Annotated in this window: 21 protein-coding genes; 8 read left to right on the top strand and 13 right to left on the bottom strand. The window is 67.2% G+C overall.

Translation table 11 applies throughout. The features are described 5' to 3' along the window. Positions 1 to 10: 10 nt before the first annotated feature. Positions 11 to 1,327: an NtaA/DmoA family FMN-dependent monooxygenase gene (locus H7I57_RS00380; RefSeq protein WP_264021220.1), complete on the bottom strand. Its 1,317-nt coding sequence runs from the start codon at positions 1,325 to 1,327 to the stop codon at positions 11 to 13. Positions 1,328 to 1,518: 191 nt separating this feature from the next. Between H7I57_RS00380 and H7I57_RS00375 the strand changes: the two genes are divergently transcribed. Both H7I57_RS00375 and H7I57_RS00370 read left to right on the top strand, forming a co-directional pair. Continuing rightward, positions 1,519 to 2,004, top strand: a complete 486-nt coding sequence (locus H7I57_RS00375) for an NADPH-dependent FMN reductase (protein ID WP_264021219.1) — start codon at positions 1,519 to 1,521, stop codon at positions 2,002 to 2,004. Then, the gene (locus H7I57_RS00370) at positions 2,001 to 2,501 is read left to right on the top strand and encodes a flavin reductase family protein (protein WP_264021218.1); all 501 of its coding nucleotides are present in this window, start codon (positions 2,001 to 2,003) and stop codon (positions 2,499 to 2,501) included. The genes H7I57_RS00375 and H7I57_RS00370 overlap by 4 nt, the downstream gene beginning before the upstream one ends. Positions 2,502 to 2,506: 5 nt before the next feature. Here the strand turns inward: H7I57_RS00370 and H7I57_RS00365 are convergent, their stop codons facing one another. From H7I57_RS00365 to H7I57_RS00345, 5 genes are all read right to left on the bottom strand, one after another. Further along, positions 2,507 to 4,126, bottom strand: a complete 1,620-nt coding sequence (locus H7I57_RS00365; RefSeq protein WP_264021217.1) for an ABC transporter substrate-binding protein — start codon at positions 4,124 to 4,126, stop codon at positions 2,507 to 2,509. 131 nt (positions 4,127 to 4,257) lie between these two features. Further along, a complete protein-coding gene (locus H7I57_RS00360; RefSeq protein WP_264021216.1) occupies positions 4,258 to 5,571 on the bottom strand; it encodes an NtaA/DmoA family FMN-dependent monooxygenase in 1,314 nt (437 codons plus the stop codon). 128 nt (positions 5,572 to 5,699) lie between these two features. After that, complete coding sequence (locus H7I57_RS00355) at positions 5,700 to 6,377, bottom strand: CPBP family intramembrane glutamic endopeptidase (RefSeq protein ID WP_264021277.1); 678 nt, start codon at positions 6,375 to 6,377, stop codon at positions 5,700 to 5,702. A 29-nt stretch (positions 6,378 to 6,406) separates the two neighbouring features. After that, entirely contained in the window at positions 6,407 to 7,552 is a 1,146-nt protein-coding gene (locus H7I57_RS00350) for an NAD(P)H-binding protein (RefSeq protein ID WP_264021215.1), read from the bottom strand. 47 nt (positions 7,553 to 7,599) lie between these two features. Beyond that, entirely contained in the window at positions 7,600 to 8,130 is a 531-nt protein-coding gene (locus tag H7I57_RS00345) for a gamma carbonic anhydrase family protein (protein WP_264021214.1), read from the bottom strand. 73 nt (positions 8,131 to 8,203) lie between these two features. Here H7I57_RS00345 and H7I57_RS00340 point away from each other — a divergent pair, with 73 nt between their 5' ends. The 3 genes from H7I57_RS00340 to H7I57_RS00330 all read left to right on the top strand — a co-directional run bounded on the left by H7I57_RS00340 (position 8,204) and on the right by H7I57_RS00330 (position 10,729). Next, a complete protein-coding gene (locus tag H7I57_RS00340) occupies positions 8,204 to 9,163 on the top strand; it encodes an SDR family NAD(P)-dependent oxidoreductase (RefSeq protein WP_264021213.1) in 960 nt (319 codons plus the stop codon). A 21-nt stretch (positions 9,164 to 9,184) separates the two neighbouring features. Beyond that, positions 9,185 to 9,787, top strand: coding sequence for a TetR/AcrR family transcriptional regulator (locus H7I57_RS00335; RefSeq protein WP_264021212.1), 603 nt, complete (start codon positions 9,185 to 9,187; stop codon positions 9,785 to 9,787). Between the two features lie 192 nt (positions 9,788 to 9,979). After that, positions 9,980 to 10,729 carry a fasciclin domain-containing protein gene (locus H7I57_RS00330; protein ID WP_264021211.1) on the top strand — a complete coding sequence of 250 codons (750 nt, stop codon included), beginning with the start codon at positions 9,980 to 9,982 and terminating at the stop codon, positions 10,727 to 10,729. A gap of 63 nt (positions 10,730 to 10,792) precedes the next feature. Here H7I57_RS00330 and H7I57_RS00325 read toward each other — a convergent pair whose 3' ends face one another. The 4 genes from H7I57_RS00325 to H7I57_RS00310 form a co-directional block, all read right to left on the bottom strand. Further along, a complete protein-coding gene (locus H7I57_RS00325) occupies positions 10,793 to 11,947 on the bottom strand; it encodes an acyl-CoA dehydrogenase family protein (protein ID WP_264021210.1) in 1,155 nt (384 codons plus the stop codon). Positions 11,948 to 11,984: 37 nt separating this feature from the next. Next, complete coding sequence (locus H7I57_RS00320) at positions 11,985 to 12,785, bottom strand: crotonase/enoyl-CoA hydratase family protein (RefSeq protein ID WP_372510074.1); 801 nt, start codon at positions 12,783 to 12,785, stop codon at positions 11,985 to 11,987. A 35-nt stretch (positions 12,786 to 12,820) separates the two neighbouring features. Continuing rightward, positions 12,821 to 13,975: a thiolase family protein gene (locus tag H7I57_RS00315; RefSeq protein WP_264021209.1), complete on the bottom strand. Its 1,155-nt coding sequence runs from the start codon at positions 13,973 to 13,975 to the stop codon at positions 12,821 to 12,823. A gap of 119 nt (positions 13,976 to 14,094) precedes the next feature. Then, the gene (locus H7I57_RS00310) at positions 14,095 to 15,414 is read right to left on the bottom strand and encodes an acetyl-CoA hydrolase/transferase family protein (RefSeq protein WP_264021208.1); all 1,320 of its coding nucleotides are present in this window, start codon (positions 15,412 to 15,414) and stop codon (positions 14,095 to 14,097) included. Between the two features lie 162 nt (positions 15,415 to 15,576). Between H7I57_RS00310 and H7I57_RS00305 the strand changes: the two genes are divergently transcribed. After that, on the top strand, positions 15,577 to 16,368 hold the full coding sequence (locus H7I57_RS00305) for a FadR/GntR family transcriptional regulator (RefSeq protein WP_264021207.1): 792 nt from the start codon (positions 15,577 to 15,579) through the stop codon (positions 16,366 to 16,368). On the opposite strand, the gene H7I57_RS00300 is transcribed toward H7I57_RS00305, so the two are convergent. From H7I57_RS00300 to H7I57_RS00290, 3 genes are all read right to left on the bottom strand, one after another. Next, positions 16,365 to 18,137 carry a DUF3556 domain-containing protein gene (locus H7I57_RS00300; RefSeq protein WP_264021206.1) on the bottom strand — a complete coding sequence of 591 codons (1,773 nt, stop codon included), beginning with the start codon at positions 18,135 to 18,137 and terminating at the stop codon, positions 16,365 to 16,367. The two genes, H7I57_RS00305 and H7I57_RS00300, sit on opposite strands and share 4 nt — an antisense overlap. Before the next feature lie 105 nt (positions 18,138 to 18,242). Then, entirely contained in the window at positions 18,243 to 18,764 is a 522-nt protein-coding gene (locus H7I57_RS00295) for a DoxX family protein (RefSeq protein WP_264021205.1), read from the bottom strand. Between the two features lie 103 nt (positions 18,765 to 18,867). Next, complete coding sequence (locus H7I57_RS00290) at positions 18,868 to 20,307, bottom strand: carotenoid oxygenase family protein (protein WP_264021204.1); 1,440 nt, start codon at positions 20,305 to 20,307, stop codon at positions 18,868 to 18,870. A gap of 245 nt (positions 20,308 to 20,552) precedes the next feature. Between H7I57_RS00290 and putP the strand changes: the two genes are divergently transcribed. Both putP and H7I57_RS00280 read left to right on the top strand, forming a co-directional pair. After that, positions 20,553 to 22,073, top strand: coding sequence for a sodium/proline symporter PutP (putP, locus tag H7I57_RS00285; RefSeq protein ID WP_264021203.1), 1,521 nt, complete (start codon positions 20,553 to 20,555; stop codon positions 22,071 to 22,073). Between the two features lie 71 nt (positions 22,074 to 22,144). Beyond that, positions 22,145 to 22,342, top strand: a complete 198-nt coding sequence (locus H7I57_RS00280; RefSeq protein ID WP_264021202.1) for a hypothetical protein — start codon at positions 22,145 to 22,147, stop codon at positions 22,340 to 22,342. The last annotated feature ends 1 nt before the right edge of the window (position 22,343 follow it).

Below are 22,343 nucleotides of genomic sequence, written 5' to 3'. Positions count from 1 at the left end.
TCCACGCGGCTCAGAACTCGCGCAGTGTCTGCCGGAGGGTCTGCTGCGTGTACTCCGTCCTGGTCAGTCCCAATCGCTGCAACTCGGGCACCAGGCCGTCGGTGATCGAGGAGATGTAGTTGCGGTTCAGATCCCAGCCCGGCTTCATGATCAGGAAGCCGTCACCGCCGATCTCCTCCATCGTCTCGCCCATCCTGCGGGCGACCTGTTCGGGTGTGCCGATGAACTCGACACCGGTGGTGGCCCAGTCGATCGCCAACTGGCGCAGCGTCTTCGACCCCCCACTGCCGTCGCCGCGCATGAAGTGCTCCAGGGAGCCCCGCTCCCCGTTGGTGGTCAAGCCTTCCGGAAGCGGCTTGTCCCAGTCGAACTGCTTGAAGTCGATCTCCGTGTTGGACGAGATCCCGGCCAACGACTTCTCGATGTAGCTGTCCGTCGCGACGAGACGGTCGAGTTCCGCGCGCGCCTCGGCCTCGGTGGCCGCCACCGTCGGCGACACGCAGAACATCAGCTTGATGTCGTCGGGGTTGCGTCCCGCCGCGGCGGCCCGGGCCCGGATGTCGTCGCGGTAGGACCGCATGCCTTCGATGCCGGTGCCCACCGCGACGATCGCGTCGGCAGCGCGGGCGGCGAACGCGCGGCCCCGCGGGGAGGCTCCGGCCTGCAGGATCGTCGGCTTGTGCTGCGGGGAGGGCACCGTGTTGAGCGGCCCCCTGGATTTGAAGTACTTCCCGACGAAGTCGATCGTGCGCACCTTGCGGTAGTCGGCGTAGGTGTGGGTGTCGCGATCCATCACCACCGCGTCGGCATCCCAGGAGTCCCACAGTTCGCAGACCAGGTCGTAGTACTCGTCGGCCACGTTGTAGCGCTCGTCGTGCTCGGGCAGCGCGTCGAGACCGAAGTTCTGCGCCGCCCGGTCCTCGGCTGACGACACGATGTTCCACCCGAACCGGCCCTCGGCGATGGAATCCACCGTCGAAGCGAGCCGGGCCAGCAGATACGGCGGATAGAACGTGGTGGACATCGTCGCCACCACACCCAACCGTGTCGTGCTCGCCGCGATCTGTACGGCCAGCGGCACCGGATCGTGTTTCGGCGCGAACACCGAGTTCTTCAGGGAGCCCTCCATCGTGCCGCCGTAGGCGTCGGCCACCATCACGGTGTCCTCGATCATGATGTAGTCGAAGCAGGCCCGCTCCAGGCTGCGCGCCATGTCGACGTAGAACCGGCCGTTGGGCCACTGCGCCACATCCGGTGAAGCCCAGGGGGTATCCCACTCCGGTGGGATGAAGTTCATGAACCAGCCGAGGTGGAACTTCTTCGTCATCGCCGTCTCCTTAAGGTTTGCCGCGCAGTCGATCAAACAGCTGCGCGGTGTCCCGTCCGATTCGCCGCTGTAGCAAGGGCATTACGCCACTCGTCGGCGCCCGCGCTGCGCGGGACCAGCCCTGCCGCGGCGCAATGAGAGGTTTACCCCCGAAGCAAGTGCCGGAAATTTCGCTCTCGTTGACTGCAGGGATGACTGTCGTTGTCGTAGGAAATCCCAAGCCCATGTCGCGGACCCGTGCCGCGGCCGAGTTGGTCGCCGAAAAGCTGACCGGCTCTGCGCCCCAACACGTTGTCGATGTCGTCGACCTCGGTGCAGGCCTGCTGGGCTGGGGTGACCCAAAGGTGGCCGAGGCCAAGGACATCGTGGAATCCGCCGACCTGCTGGTCGTCGCCTCACCGACATTCAAGGCCACCTACACCGGTCTGCTGAAGCTGTTTCTCGACCAGTTCGGAGCCGGCGAACTCGGTCAGATCACGACGTTTCCGCTCATGCTCGGCGGCTCGTACACCCACGCGCTCGCCCCTGAGCTGACGCTGCGCCCCGTACTCGTCGAGATCGGCGCGAGCTGCCCGGCGCCGAGTCTGTATCTGCTCGACTCCGACTATCAGACCTCTCCCGATCTGGACGACTGGCTCGAGGTCGCTCGTCGTTTCGTGCCGGCGGTGTCGTCATGATCACCGCGGTGGACGACCAGTTCGATCAGGCCCTGCTGCGGCAGGCATTCGGCTGTTTCCCCAGCGGTGTCACCGCGTTCTGCGGCCTGCTCGACGGGGTGGCCGAAGGCATGGCCGCGAGCTCCTTCACCTCGGTTTCGCTTGACCCGGCGCTGGTTTCGGTGTGTGTGGCCAACACCTCGACCACCTGGCCCAAGCTGGCGAAGCTGGATCGCCTCGGCCTCTCGGTTCTGGCCGACGATCACGCACCCGTGGCCCGGTCGCTGGCCTCCAAGGCCGGGGACCGATTCAGCGGTGTCGACTGGGTTTCGACCGACAGCGGTGCGGTGTTCGTCCACGGCGCCACGCTGTGGCTCGAATGCGCACCGTTCAAACGCATCGAGGTCGGCGACCACGAGATCGTCGTGCTGCAGATCGTGGCATTGGCGATCTATCCCGATGTGGCGCCGATGGTATTTCACCGCAGCAACTTCCGCGAGCTGGCGCCCACCGCCTGACGCGGTCAGGACCGCGACAGCGCCGGCGGCCAGACGATCTGCGGGAAGAACGCGTTGTTCTCGATTCCGGTGACGTGGCTGTGCGCGATGGTGGAGTTCGGCGGCAGGCACAGCGGAATCCAGATGGCGTCGTCGAGGATCATCTGGCTGATCTGCTCATAGATCGCGTCCGACTGCTCCGAGGTCGGCTGGCGGACCGCCTCGTCCATCAACTTGTCCAGTTCCGGGTTCGAGTACTGGTAGAAGTTCAACGGCTTCGCGCCGGTTCGCAGCAGTATTCGAAACGTGGTGTCCAGGTGTAGTGCGTCGCCGCCGAGGAAGGCCACCAGCATGTCCGGTCGCTTCTCGGATGGCTGGTTGGCCAGGTCGAACATCTCGGCCGTCGGCATCGTGCGGACGGTGACATCCAGCCCGAGTGCGGCGAGCTGGGTCTGCACGAGCTCGGCCATCTGCTGGCGCGGCGCCCCGAGGTCGGCACCCCAGGCGAGGTCGACCTTGTTCGACGCAAGGTTGGGCACCATCGCCGCCAGCGGCGCGGTGTCCACCTCAGCGGGAAACGGGGCCAGCGCGGTGGGGAAGGTGCGGTCGGGCCACATTCCCTGCTGCGCGATGGTCAGGCCGCCCCATGCGGTCTCGACGATCGCCGCCCTGTCCAAGGCGGTCTGTACGGCCTTCCTCAGCGCCTTGTCGGCGAAGATGCCCGAGTGCGGGTTCAGCCAGATCGCCTCGCCGACACCTCCGACCGCGTTCACGACGGTGAACTTCGGGTTCTGTTGGTACTGAAGCACATCCGGTATCGGGAAGCCCTTGGTCACGACGTCGAAGGCGCCGGAATCGAGTTGCAGCTTCTGGGTCGAGATGCTCGGCGTGATCTCGATGCGAACGGTCTCGAACGCGGGTTTGCCACCCCAGTAGTCGGGAAAAGCCGTCAACGTGTAGTGACTGCCGGGGACGAACTCGGCGATGGTGTACGGGCCGGTGCCGGCGTCATGGGTCTTGAGCCATTCCTGCGCCAGATCATCGCCCACGCTGTTGGCGGCGACCGCGGACGGGCTCACCGCGAACGGCTGCCACGGGCACGCCAGGTAGTGCAGGAACGCGTTGTTCGGCTCACCGAGGGTCACCACGAACGTCGTCGGGTCGGGCGCTTCGGTGTTGACGACGCCGGCGACCATGTACGCCGGGCCCTGGTTGACCTTGCCGCGTCGTTCGAAACTCTTGGTCCAGGCCGCGGCGTCGGCGATGGTCCCGTCGTGGAACTTCACGTCCGGTTGCAGGGTGAACGTGTATGTCAGTTGGTCGTCGGAGACCGTCCACGACCTCGCCAACCCGGCGATGATCTTCCCGGTGCCGCTCTCGTAGCGCACAAGTCCCTCGTAGGCGGACTCCATAACCTGGACGCCCTCGCCTTCGTACATGACGTCCGGGTCGGGAATCTGCATGTCGGCCAGGAACGGCATGCGCAACGTGACCGTTCCGCTGCCCGAACCGCCACCACTGCTGCCGCCGCAGGCGGCGATCAGCGATACCAGGCTGATTCCGCCGACCGTCAGGCCACCGGCCCTCAAGAACGTGCGCCGATCCCACTGCGCCGGGTTGCTGCGCGGGTGTGCGTTGTCGAACACGAATGCCTCCTGCTTGGGCCGACTTTCCAACCGAGACCACGGCAATGCGGTGACGCGTCCCGACCAGCAGTCAAACGGGACCGTGTGACGCACCCGCTTCGCCGCAGTGCCTCCCGTATTACGCCGGTCGTCTAGAACTCCAGGAGGTTCTCCCGGAATGTGCTGTGGTTGTAGCCATCCCGAATGAGACCCCGCTTACGCAACGCCGGGGCCAGGCCGTCGGCGATCTCGGCGATGTTGCGCCTCGTGACGGTTGGTGAGAGCAGGAATCCGTCACCGCCCACCTCCTCCATCGCCTCGCCCATCTTCGACGCGACGGTGTCCGGCGATCCGACGAACGCCAGGCCGGCATGGGTGTCGACGGTGGCGATGGCCTCGCGCAACGTCTTACCGCGGGCGCTCTCGATGAAGGTGCGCAACGTGCTGGTCTCGCCGTTGCCCCACACGTCGGGCACCTCCTCGTCGAGATCGAACGTCGAGAAGTCGAACTCACCACCGGAGGTGTAACTGAGTCCCCACAGGGCTTTTTCGATCGCGTGGTCACTCCACCGGGCGGCCCTCATGTCCTCCTCGCGGGCCTGGGCGACGCGGTCGCTGTCACCGAGGATGGGGTCGATCAGGAAGAGGATCTTCAGCGTGCCGGGATCTCGACCGTAATCCTTCAACCGCCGGTGCATGTCCTGGCGGAACGCCTTCATCTGATCGATGCTGGTGCCGTGCGCGAGCATCGACTCCGCGTACTTCGCGGCGAGATCCCGCCCTGCGGGCGACGCGCCCGCCTGCACGATCACCGGTCGCCGTTGCGGGCCGGGGATGGTGTTGAGCGGGCCCCGGGTACGGAAGTGCTTGCCCTCGAAGTCGACCGTGTGCACCTTCGTGTGATCGGCATACCGCGGTGTCTCCTGGTCCACCAGCACCGCGCCCTCGTCCCACGAATCCCACAGGGCACCAACTGCTTCCATCCACTCTCCTGCCATCCCGTAGCGGTCGGCGTGCAGCATCAGCTCGTCGTACCCGTACTGCTGGGCAGCACGTGTGGAACTGCCCGTGACCACGTTGAGCCCCACCCTCCCGTCCGTGAGGTGGTCGAGGGTGGTCATCGTCCGCGCTGCCATGTACGGGTGGTAGAAGCTCGTCGACAGCGTGACGGCGATGCCGATGTGCTTGGTGCGTTGCGTCAGCAGCGGAATCAGCGGTACCGGATCGCACTTCGGGGCGAGCAGCCCGTACTTCAGCGTGGTCTCCATCGACCGGCCGTAGGCGTCTTCGACCATGCTGGTGTCCTCGACCAGCAGGTAGTCGAACCGGGCCCGCTCCAGCGAGGCGGCCAGGTCGACGAACAGATCGCCCTTCATCCAGTCGTGTCCGGTGTTACCGGCCCACGGGTCCATCGCCCAGGTCTGCACGCTGAACCCGCTGCCCAAGAACCAGCCCAGATGAAACATCCGCACCTCCTTCAGGTGCTTCAATCTGGCTCGGCGTTGTTTCGGGCTCTCGCAACCCACGCTTCCGCCGCATTACGCCGCCCGGCGCGTGCCAGCCGTGGCGAGCGGCCCACCCGCCGAGCTGAGACTCAGACGCCGAACATCGGGGGCAGCGCGAGCACCATGACCAGGCCCCAGAAGAAGTGGGTCAGCATGGGTGCGAGCACTCCGCCGGTCGCGCGGCGTTCGAACGCGCAGACCGTGCCGAGGATGATCGCGGCGAATCCCAGCATCGGGTTGCCCGTCGTGGCGGCGGTCGCGATCACGTACAACACGGTCGACAGGATCACCGGGTGGTACTTGCTCAATGCGGTGTAGACGGCGCCGCGGAAGAACATCTCCTCGGCGACGCCGTTTACGACGGTGATGAACACGATCAGTGCCAGCGGACCGGCGTTGGAGAATTCCAGTACCCGCGTGATGTATTCGCGCACCCCCGGGATCTCGCGAGCGACCAGGCCGCCGACGACGAAGGCGCCGCCGAGGGCCAGCCCGACGAGGCTCCCCGTGATGACCGGACGCTGGTTGCGTCCCCGGAAGCGCACGTGCCCGAAGTGCACCGGACCGGAGAGGAACGCCCCGAGGGCCCAGACCCCCGCGAGCGCGAAGGTGAGCCACAGGAACGTCTCGTCGCCCGGGGACCGGCTCAGCGAATAACCCAGCAGCGCAGCGCCGATCAGCAGGAAGACGGCGACGACGATCTTGCGGCGGCCGATGACCGAGGGCGGTTCGTTGAACGGCGGGGCCTTGGTGCGCAGGATCTGCATGAATTCCCCTGGCAGGCCGGTGCGTGTGCTCACGCCGGACTCCCCTTCGGCACCATGCCGATCACGGTGTCCAGCCCGGTGCGCACCGCACCCGCGACGGGACCGGGCACGATCCCGATCAGGCGGAGTACGGGCTGCACGGCCGAGGGCGTCACGGTGCTCGCGAGGTGCCGCAGCCGCCGCGTGTCGCCACCTGCCCACTGGGGGTCGGTGTCGGCGAGGTGGTGCTCGTCGGCCAGGGCGTTCACCGGACGCCGCTTCGGACTAGAGACGGCGCGGCGCATCGCATCCTCGACCCCGAGCAGCCCGCCCGGCGGCTCCGCGACGTGGTCACCGAGACCACTCTTCGAGGCCATCATCGGATAGTCAAGAGACTCAATGAGATCGCCGGCCAGGCCGCCCGGCACGGGGAGCACGACGCCGCTCACCCGCGAGACCAGGCAGGTGTCGATGCCGTACACCGCCACCGGCGTGCGCCAGATGCCCGCGGTGCGCGCGTAGGTCCTGAGCAGGTCGCCGTAGGTGGTGGTGTCCGGCCCGCTGATGTCGTAGGCCCCGGCGGGGACGTCGGGGTCGGCCACCGCGACCAGGTAGTGCAGCACGTCGCGGATGGAGATCGGATCGATCGGGTTGGCCGACCATTCGGGCATCGGCAGCAGCAGGAACCGGTCGGCGACGTAGCGCAGCATCTCGAACGACGTCGACCCGGCCCCGATGATCATGGCGGCGCCGAGCCAGACCACGTCGGGTCCGTCGTCGACCGTCAGCGCGGCCGCGACCTCGGCGCGACTGGTCAGGTGCTCCGAGAGCGAGTTGTCGTCGGGGGCGAACCCACCGAGGTAGACGATGCGGCGCACCCCCGCCGCCTTGGCCGCGGCGGCGACGTTGGCTGCGGCCAGGTTGTCCGCGTCGCGGAACCCGGGCTCCCCGATGCCGTGGACGAGGTAGTAGACGACGTCGATCGACCCGGCGTCGGCGAATGCCTTGTGGGCCGAGTCTTCGTCGTGCGCGTCGAGTTCGACGGCCGACACCTCGTCGTGCCAGCCGAAATCGGCGAGCCGGTTCGGGTTGCGGCTGGCAGCGACCACCTCATGACCCTCCGCGAGCAGCGCGGTGACGAGTCGAGAGCCGATATACCCGGTCGCGCCGGTGACCAGTGTCCGCAAGGTGTTCACCGTAGGCCTGTACCCGAACCCCCCGATTCAGAACCTGTCGAGGCGCGTCAGCCCTCGTGATCCTGGCCACGGTGCATCGTGACCAGTTGCTGGTACAGCTGCGCGTTCGTGCGGATGTTGGCGACCTCGTCGTCGCCGAGCTGGCGCCGGACCTTGGCCGGCACGCCGGCCACCATCGACCGCGGCGGGATCACCGCCCCCTGCGCGACCACCGCGCCGGCCGCGATCAACGACCCCGCGCCGACGGTCGCACCGTTGAGCACCACCGCACCCATGCCGATCAGTGAGTCGTCCTCGACGGTGCAGCCGTGCAGCACCGCGTTGTGCCCGACGGTGACGCCGGCACCGACCCGGGCCGGGAAGCCGGGGTCGACGTGGATCGTCACGCCGTCCTGGATGTTGCTGCCCGCCCCGATCTCGATGGGCTCGGCCTCGGCGCGCAGGATCGCGCCGTACCAGACGCTCGACCCGGCGGCCAGCGTCACCCGACCGATCAGGGTGGCATTGGGCGCCACCCAGCTCTCCGGGTGCAGCGCAGGCGTGTGTCCGGCGATGGGCAGGATCAGGGGCTCGGGCATGGCGGCCATGGTAGGGCCACCACTTTCCGGCCCACCCGTGGAGGGCCCGGGCATCGCGTGCGATCCTCACGTCGTGGCAACAACATCCGCACCGTCGGCGTCCGCGATGGTCGAAGGCGTCGATCTCACCGGCAAGACCTGCGTGATCACCGGCGCATCCTCGGGCCTGGGCCGCGAGTCGGCCGCGGCGCTGGCCGCGACCGGCGCCCACGTCATCCTGGCGGCGCGTAATGCCGCCGACGCCGCCGACACCGAATCGTGGGTGCGCGAGAAGGTGCCCGGCGCACAGCTGTCCTACGTGCACCTCGACCTGGCCTCGCTGGCGAGCATCGCCACGGCGGCGGCGGCCATCCAGGACCTGACCACCGCGGTGCATGTGCTGATGAACAACGCCGGCGTGATGTTCACCCCCTTCGGCCGTACCACCGAGGGCTTCGAAATGCAGTTCGGCACAAACCATCTGGGTCATTTCGAACTGACAAGGTCATTGCTTCCCACGCTGGTCGCCGCCGACGGCGCGCGCGTCGTCAACCTGTCCTCGGACGGCCACCGCATGGGTGACGTCGACCTCGACGACCCCAACTGGGAATGCCGGGACTACGACAAGTTCGCCGCCTACGGCGCGTCGAAGACCGCCAATGTGCTGCACGCGGTCGAACTGGACCGGCGACTGCGCGACAACGGGGTCCGCGCGTTCGCGGTGCATCCCGGGATCGTCGCGACATCGCTGGCGCGCCATATGACCGCGGACGACTTCGCCAGCCTGACCAAGGTGAAGGCCGTGGAGCGCGACCCCGAGGCCCGCCGCGTGGACGTCACACGCGATTTCACGACACCTGATCTCGGTGCCGCCACCCAGGTGTGGGCGGCGGTCAGCGACGAGTTGGACGGATTGGGCGGGCTCTACCTGTCCGACTGCGGGATCGGTGCCGCGGCGTCGTACGCCATGGACGAATCCAGGGCGCTGGCGCTGTGGGATCTGTCCGAGCAACTCTGCGCTCCCGGTGCGGCGACCCTAGGCTCGACCTTGTGAACCGGACCTGCAGGTAGCGGCGTGGCTGACCCGGCAGCCGATTCGTCGGCGAAGATCATCTACCTTCGCTCCTACGGCGACCGGGACCGCGAGGATCATGCCGTGGTCGGCCGTGTGCTGGACGCGACGGTCGAACTGTTGCGCGAGGCGCCGTTCACCGAGTTGACCACCCGGCGGATCGCGGAGCGTGCCTGCGTCCCGCACGGCGAGTTGTGCGCCTACTTCAGATCCAGGGACGCGATCGTCGCCGAGGTGTACCTGGGCCTGTTGCGCGACGCGCCGCTGAGCGTGGACGTCGACCAGTCGGCGCAGGCGCGGGTAGTGACGTTGTTCGATCAGCTCGTGATGTTGCTGGCCGACGAGCCGGACCTGGCCGCGGCCTGCTCGAGCGCGCTGATCTCCAGCGAACCGTCCGTGCACGCGATCCGCAGGCGCATCCACGCCGAACTGCATCGACGGGTGCGCACCGTGCTGCGGTCGGGCACGTGGCCCGAGGTCGCCGAGACACTCGAGTTCAGCCTGGTGGGCGCGATGGTCCAGGCCAGTTCCGGGTCGGCAACGTTCCGTGACACCGCCGACGAGCTCGCCCGCGTGGTCGCCCGGTTGCTGCCCGACGGTTCCTGACGCCGGCCCGCCCGTCATCGCCCCGCTGGCGGCTTTGTGACGCAGCGGTCTCAACGTCGCACCACGGCCGAAACGCGCAGTTCAGCGGTGCGGGAACCGGATGTCGAGCGCGGTCGGGTCGCTCGGTCGACTTGGCCGTTACCAATTCGTGCACATACCATGCCAGGCGACCTGAAGCGTGAGGAGCAGAACGTGAAGACCCGCACCAGCAAGGCCATTGGTGTCGCTGTGAGTGCCACCGCGATCGCACTGTCGGTGCCGCTGGCAGTCAACGCCTACGCCGAGCCGACCACCACCCCGGTCGCCGAGATCCCCGATCCCCAGGGACCCGACTGTGGCCCCTTCAAGGAAGCCCTGCCCAACTGGAAGACCCTGGCCAACATCCCCGTCAGCAACGCGCTGGCGAGCATTCCAGATGTCAGCACGTTCAGCCAGGCGATCTCGGGCCAGCTCAACCCGGCCGTCAACGTCGCCTCGGTGTTCGACAACGGCCCGTACGTCATCTTCGCGCCCACCAACGAGGCGTTCGCGGCGCTTCCGCCCGAGCAACTCGCCATGTTGCGCGCTGATCCGGCCGCGCTCACCCAGCTGGTGTACTACCACGCCTTCCTCGGCCTGCTCGGCCCCGACGACGTCAAGGGGCAGCGGCCCACGCAGGAGGGCACCGAGGTCGAGGTGACGGGCTCGGGGGGCGATATCCAGGTCAACGAGACCACCGAGGTCATCTGCGGCGGTATCCAGGCGCAGAACGCCAGGATCTACCTGATCGACGCCGTCCTGGATCCGGCATTGGCGCCTGCGCCGATCACGCCGACATCGACGAGCGCGACATCGACCACCTCGACGACGACCACCGCGACGACGACTCCGACCGAGCCGCTGCCCGCGGAAGCGCCCGCCGAAGCGCCGCTCTCGCCGGCCGCTGAAGCACCGATCGGCTAGTCCTACCGTGATTCGGGTGTAGCTGGTCGCGCTGGGCGTGACCAACTACACCCGAATCGCCGGTTAGAGGCCGAGGTCGCGGCCGATGATCTCTTTCATGATCTCGGTGGTGCCGCCGAAGATCGTCTGGATGCGGGAGTCCACGTAGTCGCGGGCCACCCGGTACTCCATCATGTAGCCGTAGCCGCCGTGCAGCTGCACGCAGCCGTCGATCACCTTCTTGGCGGTCTCGGTGGCCCACCACTTGGCCTTGGCCGCCTCGACCGCGGTCAGCTCGCCGTCGACGACGCCCTGCAGGCACCGGTCGATGTACTGCTCGGTCACGTCGAGCTCGGTGTCCATCTCGGCGAGCAGGAAGCGGTTGTGCTGGAAGCTGCCGATGGACTGACCGAACGCCTTGCGGTCCTTGGCGTACTGCACTGTCTGCCGCCAGGTTTCGCGGGCGCCGGCGATCGCGGAGATGGCGATCGAGAGCCGCTCGGACGGCAGGTTGGTCATCAGGTGGTAGAAACCGCGACCCTCTTTGCCGAGCACGTTCGCCGACGGCACGCGGACGTTCTCGAAGTGCAGTTCGGAGGTGTCCTGAGCGTGCAGGCCCATCTTGTCGAGCTTGCGGCCACGGGTGAAACCGGGCATGTCGCGCTCGACCACCAGCAGCGAGAACCCCTTGTGACCGGCCTCCGGGTCGGTGCGTGCCACCACCACGACGAGATCGGCGTTGATACCCGACGAGATGAACGTCTTGGAGCCGTTGACGATCCAGTCTGCGTCCGCTCCTGAGCCGTCGCGCACCGCGGAGGTACGGATGCCCGCCAGGTCACTGCCTGCGCCGGGTTCGGTCATCGCGACCGCGATGATCGTCTCGCCGCTGACGATGCCGGGCAGCCAGCGCTTCTTCTGTTCGTCGTTGGACAGGTCCTTGAAGTACGGGCCCACCACGTCGTTGTGCAGACTCAGCGCGGGCCCGGGAACGCCGGCCTTGGACATCTCCTCGTCGATGACGGCGTTGAACCGGAAGTCGTCGGTGCCACCGCCGCCGTACTCCTCGGGCATGTTGAAGCCGATGAGCCCGTGCTTGCCGGCAGCCACGTAGGCCGACCGATCGACGATGCGCTCGGCCTCCCACTTCTCGGCGTTCGGAACGAGCTCGCTTTCGATGTACCCGCGGACGGTGTCGCGGAATGCCTCGTGCTCGGCGTCGTAGATCAGTCTCTTCATGGGGATTCCCTAACTCACTTGTTCTGGCTTACTTGGCTTACATCGCCTTCCATACAGGCGGTCTTTTCTGCGCGAACGCCAGGGGGCCTTCCTTGGCGTCTTCGGTCGCGAACACCGTCGCGACCTCACGCATGGTCCGCGACCAGCCCGGTTCGTCGGCGGCCACGACGCCGTCGTCGACGCCGACCGCGACCCGCTTGCTGGCCTGCACGGCCAGCGGCGCGTTGACCGTGATGCGCGCCGCCAGCGCGAGCGCTGCGTCCAGCTCGGTCCCGTCGGCCACCACCTCGTTGATCAGTCCCCACTTGAGCGCTTCGGCGGAGGTGATCGGTTCGCCGGTGAACATCATCCCGAGCGCGACCTTGCGCGGGAGCTGGTCGACGATGCGGAAGACGCCGCCCGCGGCGGCGATCAGGCCCCGCTTCACTTCGGGCAGACCGAATTTCGCGCTCTCCCCGGCGACGACGAGGTCGCTGGCGAGTGCGAGTTCGGTGCCGCCGCCCAGCGCCGTGCCGTTGACGGCGGCGATCGTCGGCTTGTCGATGAAGTGGCGGACGTAGCCGGCGAACCCCCACTTGGGCCGGTCGGGATGGCCGATGTTCTCGCCCTTGGACAGCGCCTTGAGATCCGCACCCGCACAGAAGGATTTGTCTCCGGCACCGGTGATCACGACCACCCAGACGTCCGGGTCGCGCTGCGCCTCGTCCATCGCGTCACCCACCGCGACGCTGACCGCACTGTTGATGGCGTTGCGCGCCTCGGGCCGGTTGATCGTGATGACCATGACGTTGCCCCGCCGCTCGGTGATCGCGGCGGGGGCGATCGCGGCTTCCGTCACGTCCGACGCCGATCGTTGAGAAGTCGGACCATCGGTCACAGCAGTTCCAGGATGGTGGCGTTCGCCTGGCCGCCACCCTCACACATCGTCTGCAGGCCGTACTGAATTCCCTTGTCCCGCATGTGGTAGAGCATCGTGGTCATGATGCGGGCGCCGGAACCGCCCAGCGGGTGGCCGAGCGCGACGGCACCACCGTTGGGGTTGAGCCTCTTCTCGTCGGCGCCGATGTCCTTCAGCCACGCCATCGGCACGGGCGCGAAGGCCTCGTTGACCTCGAACACGCCGATCTCGTCGAGCGACAGGCCGGAGCGCTGCAGCGCCTTCTGGGTGGCCGGGATCGGCGCGGTCAGCATGATGACCGGGTCGGCGCCGGCCAGCACCGCGGTGTGCACCCGCGCGAGCGGCTTGAGGCCCAACGACTTCGCCTTCTCCGCCGACATGAACAGCAGCGCCGCCGAACCGTCGGAGATCTGCGAGCTGTTGCCCGCGTGGATCACGCCGTCCTCTTTGAAGGCGGGCTTGATCTTGCCGATCGACTCCAGGGTGCCGCCGCGGCGGATGCCCTCGTCCTTCAGAATGACCGCGTCCTGGGCCCCGTCCGTTTGCCTGATCGCCACGATCTGATCGTCGAACGCACCCGAATCCTGTGCGGCAGCGGCCTTCTCATGCGATCCGAGCGAAAACTGGTCCAGATCGGTCCGACTGAAGCCCCACTGCTCGGCGATCATCTCGGCCCCGACGCCCTGGTTGGGCGTCTGGGGGTAGCGACCGCGGAACGCCTCCGGGTACGGGTGGCCACCATTGGCCAGCGAGGACCCCATGGGCGTGCGCGACATGGATTCCACGCCGCCGGCGACGACGACGTCGTAGTGGCCTGCGACCACGCCCGCCGCGGCGAAGTGCACCGACTGCTGGCTGGACCCGCACTGCCGGTCCACGGTCACACCGGGAACCGACTCCGGCCACCCGGCCGTCAGCACCGCGGTGCGGGCGATGTCGAGGGCCTGCTCACCGGCCTGCATCACGCAACCCCAGATGACGTCGTCGACGATCGACGGGTCGACGCCTGCGCGCTCCACCAGGCCGTTGAGCACCTGCGCGGACAGGTCACCCGGGTGCACCCCCGACAAGCCGCCGTTGCGCTTACCGACAGGCGACCGCACTGCCTCGACGATGACGGCTTCAGCCATGGGGATACTCCTTCAGTGGGTGGGCATTACTCACCTCGAACGTAAACGAACAAGGTTTACTAGGTCAACCTACTAGTTGGTAGGCGTTCGGCCGGCGGCGCCTCCGTTTCGGGATCGCGTCAGACGACCGGTGAGCCGCCCTTCGACGCGCGGTCGGCGGCCGCCAGCAGTTCTTCGCGGAACCGCGGGTGCGCAATCGCCGCCAGCGCCTCCCCGCGTTCCTGCACGGTCAGCCCTTCCAGTTCCGCCGCGCCGTACTCGGTGACGATCACGTCGACGTGGTGCCGCGGTGTCGTGATGACCGCGCCCGGCCCGAACCACGGCACGATCCGGGACCTCAGCGCACCGTCCCGGGTGAACGTCGAGGGCAGGCAGATCAAGGAACGGTCCGAGAGCTCGAGGCCGGCGCCTGCCACGAAGTCCTCGGCTCCCCCGACCCCGCTGAACTGGACGCCGTCGATGGTGTCGGCGACGACCTGGCCACCGATGTCGACGGCCAGCGCACCGTTGATCGAGACCATTTGTTTGTTGGCGCCGATGACCTCCGGAGAGTTGACGATGTCGACCGGCAGGAACGCGACGTCGGAGTTGCCGTCCAGCCAGCCGTACAGCTCTGCCGACCCGAACGCGAACGTCGTCACGCTCACGCCGTCGTACTGACCCTTGCCGCCGTTGCTGATCTTGCCCGCGCGGTGCAACTTCATGCAGCCGTCGGTGAACATCTCGCTGTGCAGCCCGTAATCGCCGCCGTCCCCCTCGGCCAGCAGGGTCGCGATGTAGTTGGGGATCGAGCCGATGCCCGTCTGCAGGGTCGCGCCGGACAGGATGAAGCCGGCGGCGTGCCGCCCGATCTCCTTGTCCACGTCGGTCGGCGGTGCGTCGCCCCCGGGCAGCGCGGTCGGTGCGTCGGTCGAACCCACCAGGATGTCGATCTCGTCGATGTGCAGTGCGTGCCGGTGGTCCCCCAGGCCGAACGTCCGCGGGTAGGCGTCCGACACCTCCACGACGAGCAGCCGCGCGGGATCGGCGCCCGCCCGGCGCAACTCCTCGACGGTGCCTCCCGCATGCAGTGACAGGGAGCACCAGCCGTCGGCATCGGGCGGGGTCGCGACGGTCGTCATCACCCGGGGTGCCTGCCGCTCCAGCAACGGCGCGAAGCGCCGGAAGTCCGCCGGGGTGAACCTGATGTCGGCGCCGGATTCCAGGAGCGCCCGCTCGAGCGGCCCGAAGAAGCCCGACAGGTAACTGACTCCGGACCGCGAGAACAGCTCGGTGCCAACCGCGAGCAGCGCCCCGAAGACGCGCAGATCGGTCCAGTCGGCACGCTCGCCCAGCGCGCGCAGGAACGCCGGAGGCTGCCCCGGTCCCAGCGGTATCCCCAACGTGTCTGCGCTCTCGAGTCGCGCGGCGGCCCCTTCGGGGGTCAACTCCTCTGGCATGGCCGCTACCCTGCCATGCGAGCCGCGCACACCGCCCGCTCTTGGGCGGCAGTCGCCGCGGACTACCTGCAGGAATGCCGTTCGGCCGGCATCATCACGGTCACATGGTTTACTGAGTTGCATAGCTCGACCGTTCGTTGGTGACAGTTGTTGGGAGAGGTCGTGACGCGTAGCACCCGGCTGGCCCCGATGATCGGGCCGGACGCCGCAAGCGCGAGTTCGGCTGTCCGCTCACCGAAGACTGCCGAGCTCGTCGCGGGGACCCTGCGCCGCATGGTGGTGGAGGGCACGCTCAAGGACGGCGACTTCCTGCCCAACGAGGCCGAACTGATGACCCACTTCGGCGTCAGCAGGCCCACGCTGCGGGAGGCGGTCCGTGTCCTGGAGTCGGAACGGCTCGTCGAGGTGCGCCGTGGCTCCCGCACCGGCGCGCGCGTCCGGGTCCCCGGTCCGGAGATCGTCGCCCGCCCGGCGGGACTGCTGCTCGAGTTGTCCGGCGCCACGATCGCCGACCTGCTGACCGCGAAGTCCGGCATCGAGCCGATGGCCGCGCGCCTGCTCGCGCAGTCCGGCTCGGCGGAGGCCTTCGACGAGCTCGAGCAGATGCTGGAGGCGCTCATCTCCGATGGTTGGCAGTCGACTCGGCTGGCCGAGTCCACCGGCGCCTTCCATCTGCGGGTGGTGCAGCTGTCCGGGAACGCGACGCTGAGCATCGTCGCAGGCATGCTCCACGAGATCACGGTCCGGCACACGGCATTCGTGTTCAAGGAACGCCGCCCGGTGTCGAAGGCCGACTACGACAAGCTCATGCGGTCCTACCGCAAGCTCATGCAGTTCCTTCGTGCGGGTGACGCCGAAGGCGCGGAAGCACACTGGCGCAAACACCTCGACACGTCGCGGGAACTGCTGTTGACGGGCCTCGAGAGCGTCTCCATCCGCGACGTGATGGGTTAACCGGGGGCGTCGGCGCCGTCTTTTCGCCACGTCACGGTGACCGGCACGGTGTCGTCCCACGGCTGCCGGGTCACCATGTCGGCGACCTGGACGTAGCCGCGTTCGAACTCGCCGGTCGCCGCGTCGACGAGGCGATACTCCTGCCGCTGCTTGTGGATCGGTTGCGCGTCCAGCAGCATCACCCTGACCTCGCCGGGCTCGAATCCGCACCGCTTCTGCAGTGCGGCGATGAGTTGTTCGTTGTGCATGTGCCCGTCGCCGAAGTTCCATCCGATCGCGGTGCTGCAGATCCGCTCACCGTCGGTCAGCACGTAGTCGGATTCGTCACCGCCGGCGGAGCCGGCAGTCTGGCCGGAGTCGGCCATGACGCGGTGGGCCAGCGTGAACATCGCGCGGCCGTGGGTGTTGAACGAGCGGAACGCATACCCCATGTACTGGTACATCTCGGCGGTTTCCTTGCTGCCGTAGAACTTCTCCATCTGCGCGGCGGGCATGCTGGCGATCGCGACGATGCCGTCCTCGATCTTGGCTGCCGCCGACGGCTTGATGCACCACAGCGAGGTGTCCCAGTTGCCCGCGTAGTACCGCATTCCCGGGAGGAAGGAAACCTTGCGGGGGAACAGGTTTCCGAGCGCGACGGTGCCGGCGACGACGACGAACAACACGATCGGCCATGGGCTCTGCAGGTCGCCGAGGCCCACCCCGGAGTGCCCGACGAACAGCGCGAGCACGCTGAACATCATGAAGACGTTCCACTCCAGCGGCACCCCCATCGGGATGGCCGACAAGATGCCGAAGTGGAAGCACAGCATCACGAAAGCGGCGACGGCCGTGACCCAGCCGCCGTGGCTGAAGAACAGCACCAGCGGGATCAGCATCTCGATCGCGGTGCTGAGGTGGGCGAGCCAGCGCGACGCCCGCCCCGGCCGAAGGTCGTCGGGGAAATGCTCGAAGAACCTGCGCTTGATCCAGCGCGGGCGGATCACCGGGTTGTTGCTCATCATCGTCGAGATGACGAACGAAAAGTGCTTGTTCAGCTTCGACGTCGCCGCACCGATCCAGATGACCAGGCAGACCAGTTTGGCAGCGATGACGATGTCCGCCCCGGCGAAGAGGAAGCAGACCGCCAGCGAGCCGTAGACCTCCCCGCGCGCGGCCAGGAAGATCACCTTGTCGCGCAGGCCGGCGACGGCGAGCAGTCCGAGGATCGCCGCGGTCTGCCACACCGGCAGCACTCCCACCTCGCTGCCGAGTTCGGGGATGGGTCCCGTCCCGTCGGAGAAAAGCGCGACGACCAGCATGACCAGCAGCGCCGCATAGACCAGCACGTCGAACGGCGTCCGGGCATCACCGCCCGTCAGCGGAATCCGGTCGGGCCACGGTGGCAGTCGAATGGTCTTGGGCCGCAACCAGTACAGGATCGAACCCATCGGCGGGAAGAAACGGTTGTTGAGCGGCCCGAACCCGCAGCCCAGCCCCACGACCTCGAACAGCATCGTGAAGAACACGACCTTCTGGTAGACGATCGGCTCGGCGTACCAGGAGCCGACATCGGTGAAGCCGTCGATACCGGCGGTGGACAGCACGATCAACCACGCCACCAGGACGTACAGCAGGATCTTGACGACGTAGAACAGGTGCATCACCACCGGCGTGCCGAAGCCGACCTCGGCCCAGTGGCGGGCCATCGGGACGATCCGCTCCGCGCGGGTGCCCTTGCTCCACTGTTCGTAGTCGACGACGGGCGCGTCCTGCTTGAGAAAACCCATGCCGGTCAGACTAGAACGTGTTCCAGTTCGTCCTGACGCGAACAGGCACAAAATCGCACAGTCATGCGCGAAAACGTGCGAGTTTGTGTCGTCTCGCGGAGAAGGTCAGGCGCTCGTCTTGGCGGGCGGGCGGTAGAAGATGGCGAGCTGGCCGATGCCGCCGATGAGCCCGAGGCCCGCCGCGATGGCCAGACCCCACCAGCCGTGCAGGTAGTCATACAGTCCGGTGGCCGAGAAGAGCAGGTGGTCCAGGCTCAGCTTGCCCGCCCCGATCGTGGCGATCCCCACCGCCGAGGCCGCCAGCACCAGGTTGTACTCCCAGCCCTCCTTGACGATGAAGAAGCCGTTGGGCTTGTGCACCGTCCAGGCCGCGACGAGCATCAGCGCGACGAAGCCGGCAGCCGGGATGGGAGTCAGCAGACCAACCGCCAGGCCGATACCCGCCGCCATCTCCGTGGTCGCGGCGACCCGGGCGTGGAACATGCCCGGCTTCATCCCCATGCTGTCGAACCAGCCGGCGGTGCCCTTGAGTCCGCCCTTGCCGAAGAACTTGTTGTAGCCGTGCGCGGCCATGGTCAGACCGAGGACAACTCGCAGGATCAGGAGTCCGACGTCGTAGGCAGTCATGCAACAGAATGTAGGCCCTGCCGGCGGGCAGGAGCGCAGCGACCCGGGAAAGCGGCGCCGAGATCCGTCACATACCGTACGTTCGGCGCACGAGCGACCACACCTACGCGGCGGGCACCCAGTTTCCGTGGAAGCCCGCCGGGACACGGTGCGGCAGTCTGATGCAGGCGACGTCCTCGAGACTCTGCGCATCGAGTATCGCCAGCTCGCTGCGATCGGTGGCGCGGTCGTAGACGTAGCCCATCAGCACGCCGTCATCCTCGGCGGCACCCGGCGACGAGGGGTGAAACACGAACTCGCCCAACTCCTTGCCCGCCCCGAAGGAGCGAGTCACCGTGCCGACGCCGACGAGATCGTGCTTCAGCAGGGTCTCGCCGCCGCCGGTGCCGTCACCGATGCTCGGCGCGTAGCCGTAGCGGTGCCGTTTACCGACGCGCCGCTCGTCGACCCGGGGGAACTCCTGCGCCCGATCGTCGATGCGGGACTCCCGGACCTTGCCATCGGCGAGATCGACGGTCCACCGTTCCAGGGTGGGCGGCCCGTCGTTGGGGCCGAGATGATCGGTGTCGAACATCTTGGGGTGCCGCACGACATCGAGCACGACGGCATCACCGGAGTCGTAGGCGTTCATGGGATGGAAGACGTAACACGGTTCGACGTCGAACCATCGGAGGTCGGCGTTGGTGCCCTCGCGCGGCATGACCCCGATCCGGGCCGGGTACTTCGGGTTCCACGAGTACGGAAATCTCCGGTCGGCAGCCGGGCCCGTCGGCCGGCGTGCGGCGATGGGATCCGGGATGCGCACGCGACCGATCAAGGCGGACAACAACAGTCGCGCGGGCAGCCGCAGCCCCCGCGGCACGGCCATGGTGGCTGCCTGGCGGGCGTCGAAGGTGACGGGCAGGTCGTAGAACACCACGTGGCGCTCGGTCAGCGAGAAATCGTGCATCATCGGACTGCCCGCGACCTCGACGTCGACGGTGCGCCGCGCCCGCCCGTCGGTGTCGATCACCGAGTACTGCACCGTGTTTCCCCGCAACATGCTGTAGGACACCGCGTGTAGCTCACCGGTGTCGGGATCGCGTTTGGGGTGGGCGGTGTAGCCGCCGGTCAGCGTTCCGTCGAAATCGCACACACCGACGGTGTCGAGTTCGTCGGTCAACTCGTAGTTCGCGACCCCGGACTCGATCAGCGCGAGCGTCTTGCCGGCGTGACCGATCACGTTGGTGTTGGCCCCCACCCCGGAGATCGGGAACCGCCCTTGCGGCGCCGGTTCACCGAGCGCGCCTGCGGCAAGCGGGCCGCGGACCCACCGGTTGCGGTACCACTCGGCCCTGCCGTCGCGGATGCGGATCCCGTGGACCATCCCATCGCCGACGAACCAGTGGTAGAGGTCGGGATCGATCTCCCCGATGGGGTTCGGACCGTTGCGCAGGTAACGACCGTCGAGGTGGTCCGGGATCGTTCCGGTGACCTCGAGGTCGGTCAGCGTGACTTCTTCCGACAGCGGCGCGAAGGCGCCTTCGAGATAGCGATTCGCCATCGCTCGACCTCTCTATAACACCGTCATAAGCCCCCCTGTGTAACACCGTTATCAGGCGTGGGCAACCGCGCTGCGAGCACGTGCTTGCTCTGCCGAGAGGGTGGCCGAGCGACGATCCCTTGTCTAGTCAGACAAAGCCCCGGCACATTTCTCATGCGATGGGCCAAATGATTCACGTCGCTTTCCCGCTTTACTGAGATCCACCTCACGTGGTCGACCCACCTCCCCAGGGACAGGACACCGCAATGACCGACTCCACGTATCAGATGCTGGCCATCGGGCTGTACTTCGCCGCGATGATCGCGATCGGGTACTACGCCTACCGCCAGACCAGTGATCTGGACGATTACATGCTCGGCGGCCGCAAACTCCATCCCGGCGTCGCAGCACTGTCGGCGGGAGCATCCGACATGTCCGGCTGGCTGCTACTCGGCGTGCCGGGCGCGATCTACGCCGCGGGCCTCGGGGAGTCGTGGATTGTCATCGGCCTGGTGATCGGCGCGTACCTCAACTGGCGCTTTGTCGCCCCGCGGCTACGCGCCTATACCCAGATCGCCAACAACTCGATCACCGTGCCGAGCTTCTTCGAGAACAGGCTGCGTGACCATTCGCATGTCCTTCGGATCGCGGCCGGGGTGATCATCCTGGTGTTCTTCACCTTCTACGTGTCGTCCGGCATGGTCGCCGGCGGGGTGTTCTTCGAGACCACATTCGGCTCTTCGTACCTGTTCGGCATGCTGCTCGTTGCCGGAGTCACGTTGAGCTACACCCTGTTCGGAGGATTCCTCGGCGCCACCCTCACCGACGTCGCGCAGGGCCTGTTGATGCTCGCCACCCTCATCGCGGTTCCCGTGGTCACGATCATCGCCGTTGGCGGTCCGGGTGAGGTGGTCAACGCGATCCAGGCCGCAGACACAGCTCACAACCTCGCCGACCCCGGTGATGAGATCCACCGCACCTCGCTGTTCTACGGCGGCAGCGTCATGGCCGTCTTGTCCGCTGCCGCCTGGGGGCTCGGCTACTTCGGCCAGCCCCACATCATCGTCCGCTTCATGGCTCTTCGGTCCCCGGCGGACGCGAAAGCCGGACGCCGCATCGGCATCAGCTGGATGGTGCTCAGCTCCCTTGGCGCCATCGCCACCGGGTTCGCGGGCCTGGCGTACTTCTTCGACCGCGGCGAAACACTCGACAACCCCGAGACCGTGTTCCTTCAGCTGGCACAGATCATGTTCCACCCGTTCGTCGCCGGGATCGTGCTCGCGGCGGTGCTCGCGGCCGTCATGTCGACGATCTCCTCGCAGCTGATCGTCTGCTCGTCGGCTCTGGTCGAAGACATCTATCGCGCGTTCGGCAAGGAAACCAGCGCAACGAAGTTGGTCAACTACGGCAGGCTCGGTGTGCTGACGGTCGCGGTGGTGGCGATCATCCTCGCACTGAACCCGGACGGGACGATTCTCGACCTCGTCGGTTTCGCCTGGGCCGGCTTCGGTGCGGCGTTCGGCCCGCTGATCATCTTGTCGCTGTTCTGGCGCAGGCTGACCTCGGCGGGTGCCATCGCCGGCATGATCACCGGTGCAGTGGTGGTTGGCATCTGGGGCCAAACCGAAACCCTCGCCAGCGCGATGTACGAAATCGTTCCCGGCTTCATCGCCTGCGCGGTCGTCGCGGTTGCGGTCTCACTGGTGACCACACGGCAGAACGACGACATCGAACGCGAGTTCACCGAGATGGACGCGGCAGTTCGCGAACCGGCCGCTGTGAGCTGATCCGCGCGGTGCGGCACCGGCCAAGCCGGACGGCACACCGTCGATAACAGCGTTATGGTTACATGGCAGCCGTGAGCGAACCACGCGGCATCAACCACGGTGCGGTGCTGCTCGAGATGGCCGGCTTTTTCGGGCACGAGGGACACGGCCTCACCCAGATCCTCGGCCCCCTGATCATCGACACTCTGGTGGGGATGGGTAACGACCGGGACGCGGCCACCCAGTCGATGCACACCGTCGTGGCAACGCTCACCGCGAACCCGCTCTAGG

The organism is Mycolicibacterium pyrenivorans (assembly GCF_025821625.1).
In the GTDB taxonomy this organism is placed as follows: Bacteria; Actinomycetota; Actinomycetes; order Mycobacteriales; family Mycobacteriaceae; genus Mycobacterium; species Mycobacterium pyrenivorans.
The sequence above is the reverse complement of the archived record's forward strand: the minus strand, read 5'-3'. Positions and strand labels throughout refer to the sequence as shown.

What these genes read in the sequence shown, in the direction of transcription:
- H7I57_RS00380 (WP_264021220.1), bottom strand. Translation starts at nt 1,327, where the DNA reads ATGACGAAGAAGTTCCACCTCGGCTGGTTCATGAACTTCATCCCACCG.
- H7I57_RS00375 (WP_264021219.1), top strand. Translation starts at nt 1,519, where the DNA reads ATGACTGTCGTTGTCGTAGGAAATCCCAAGCCCATGTCGCGGACCCGT.
- H7I57_RS00370 (WP_264021218.1), top strand. Translation starts at nt 2,001, where the DNA reads ATGATCACCGCGGTGGACGACCAGTTCGATCAGGCCCTGCTGCGGCAG.
- H7I57_RS00360 (WP_264021216.1), bottom strand. Translation starts at nt 5,571, where the DNA reads ATGTTTCATCTGGGCTGGTTCTTGGGCAGCGGGTTCAGCGTGCAGACC.
- H7I57_RS00355 (WP_264021277.1), bottom strand. Translation starts at nt 6,377, where the DNA reads ATGCAGATCCTGCGCACCAAGGCCCCGCCGTTCAACGAACCGCCCTCG.
- H7I57_RS00345 (WP_264021214.1), bottom strand. Translation starts at nt 8,130, where the DNA reads ATGCCCGAGCCCCTGATCCTGCCCATCGCCGGACACACGCCTGCGCTG.
- H7I57_RS00325 (WP_264021210.1), bottom strand. Translation starts at nt 11,947, where the DNA reads ATGAAGAGACTGATCTACGACGCCGAGCACGAGGCATTCCGCGACACC.
- H7I57_RS00315 (WP_264021209.1), bottom strand. Translation starts at nt 13,975, where the DNA reads ATGGCTGAAGCCGTCATCGTCGAGGCAGTGCGGTCGCCTGTCGGTAAG.
- H7I57_RS00310 (WP_264021208.1), bottom strand. Translation starts at nt 15,414, where the DNA reads ATGCCAGAGGAGTTGACCCCCGAAGGGGCCGCCGCGCGACTCGAGAGC.
- H7I57_RS00300 (WP_264021206.1), bottom strand. Translation starts at nt 18,137, where the DNA reads ATGGGTTTTCTCAAGCAGGACGCGCCCGTCGTCGACTACGAACAGTGG.
- H7I57_RS00295 (WP_264021205.1), bottom strand. Translation starts at nt 18,764, where the DNA reads ATGACTGCCTACGACGTCGGACTCCTGATCCTGCGAGTTGTCCTCGGT.
- H7I57_RS00290 (WP_264021204.1), bottom strand. Translation starts at nt 20,307, where the DNA reads ATGGCGAATCGCTATCTCGAAGGCGCCTTCGCGCCGCTGTCGGAAGAA.
- putP (WP_264021203.1), top strand. Translation starts at nt 20,553, where the DNA reads ATGACCGACTCCACGTATCAGATGCTGGCCATCGGGCTGTACTTCGCC.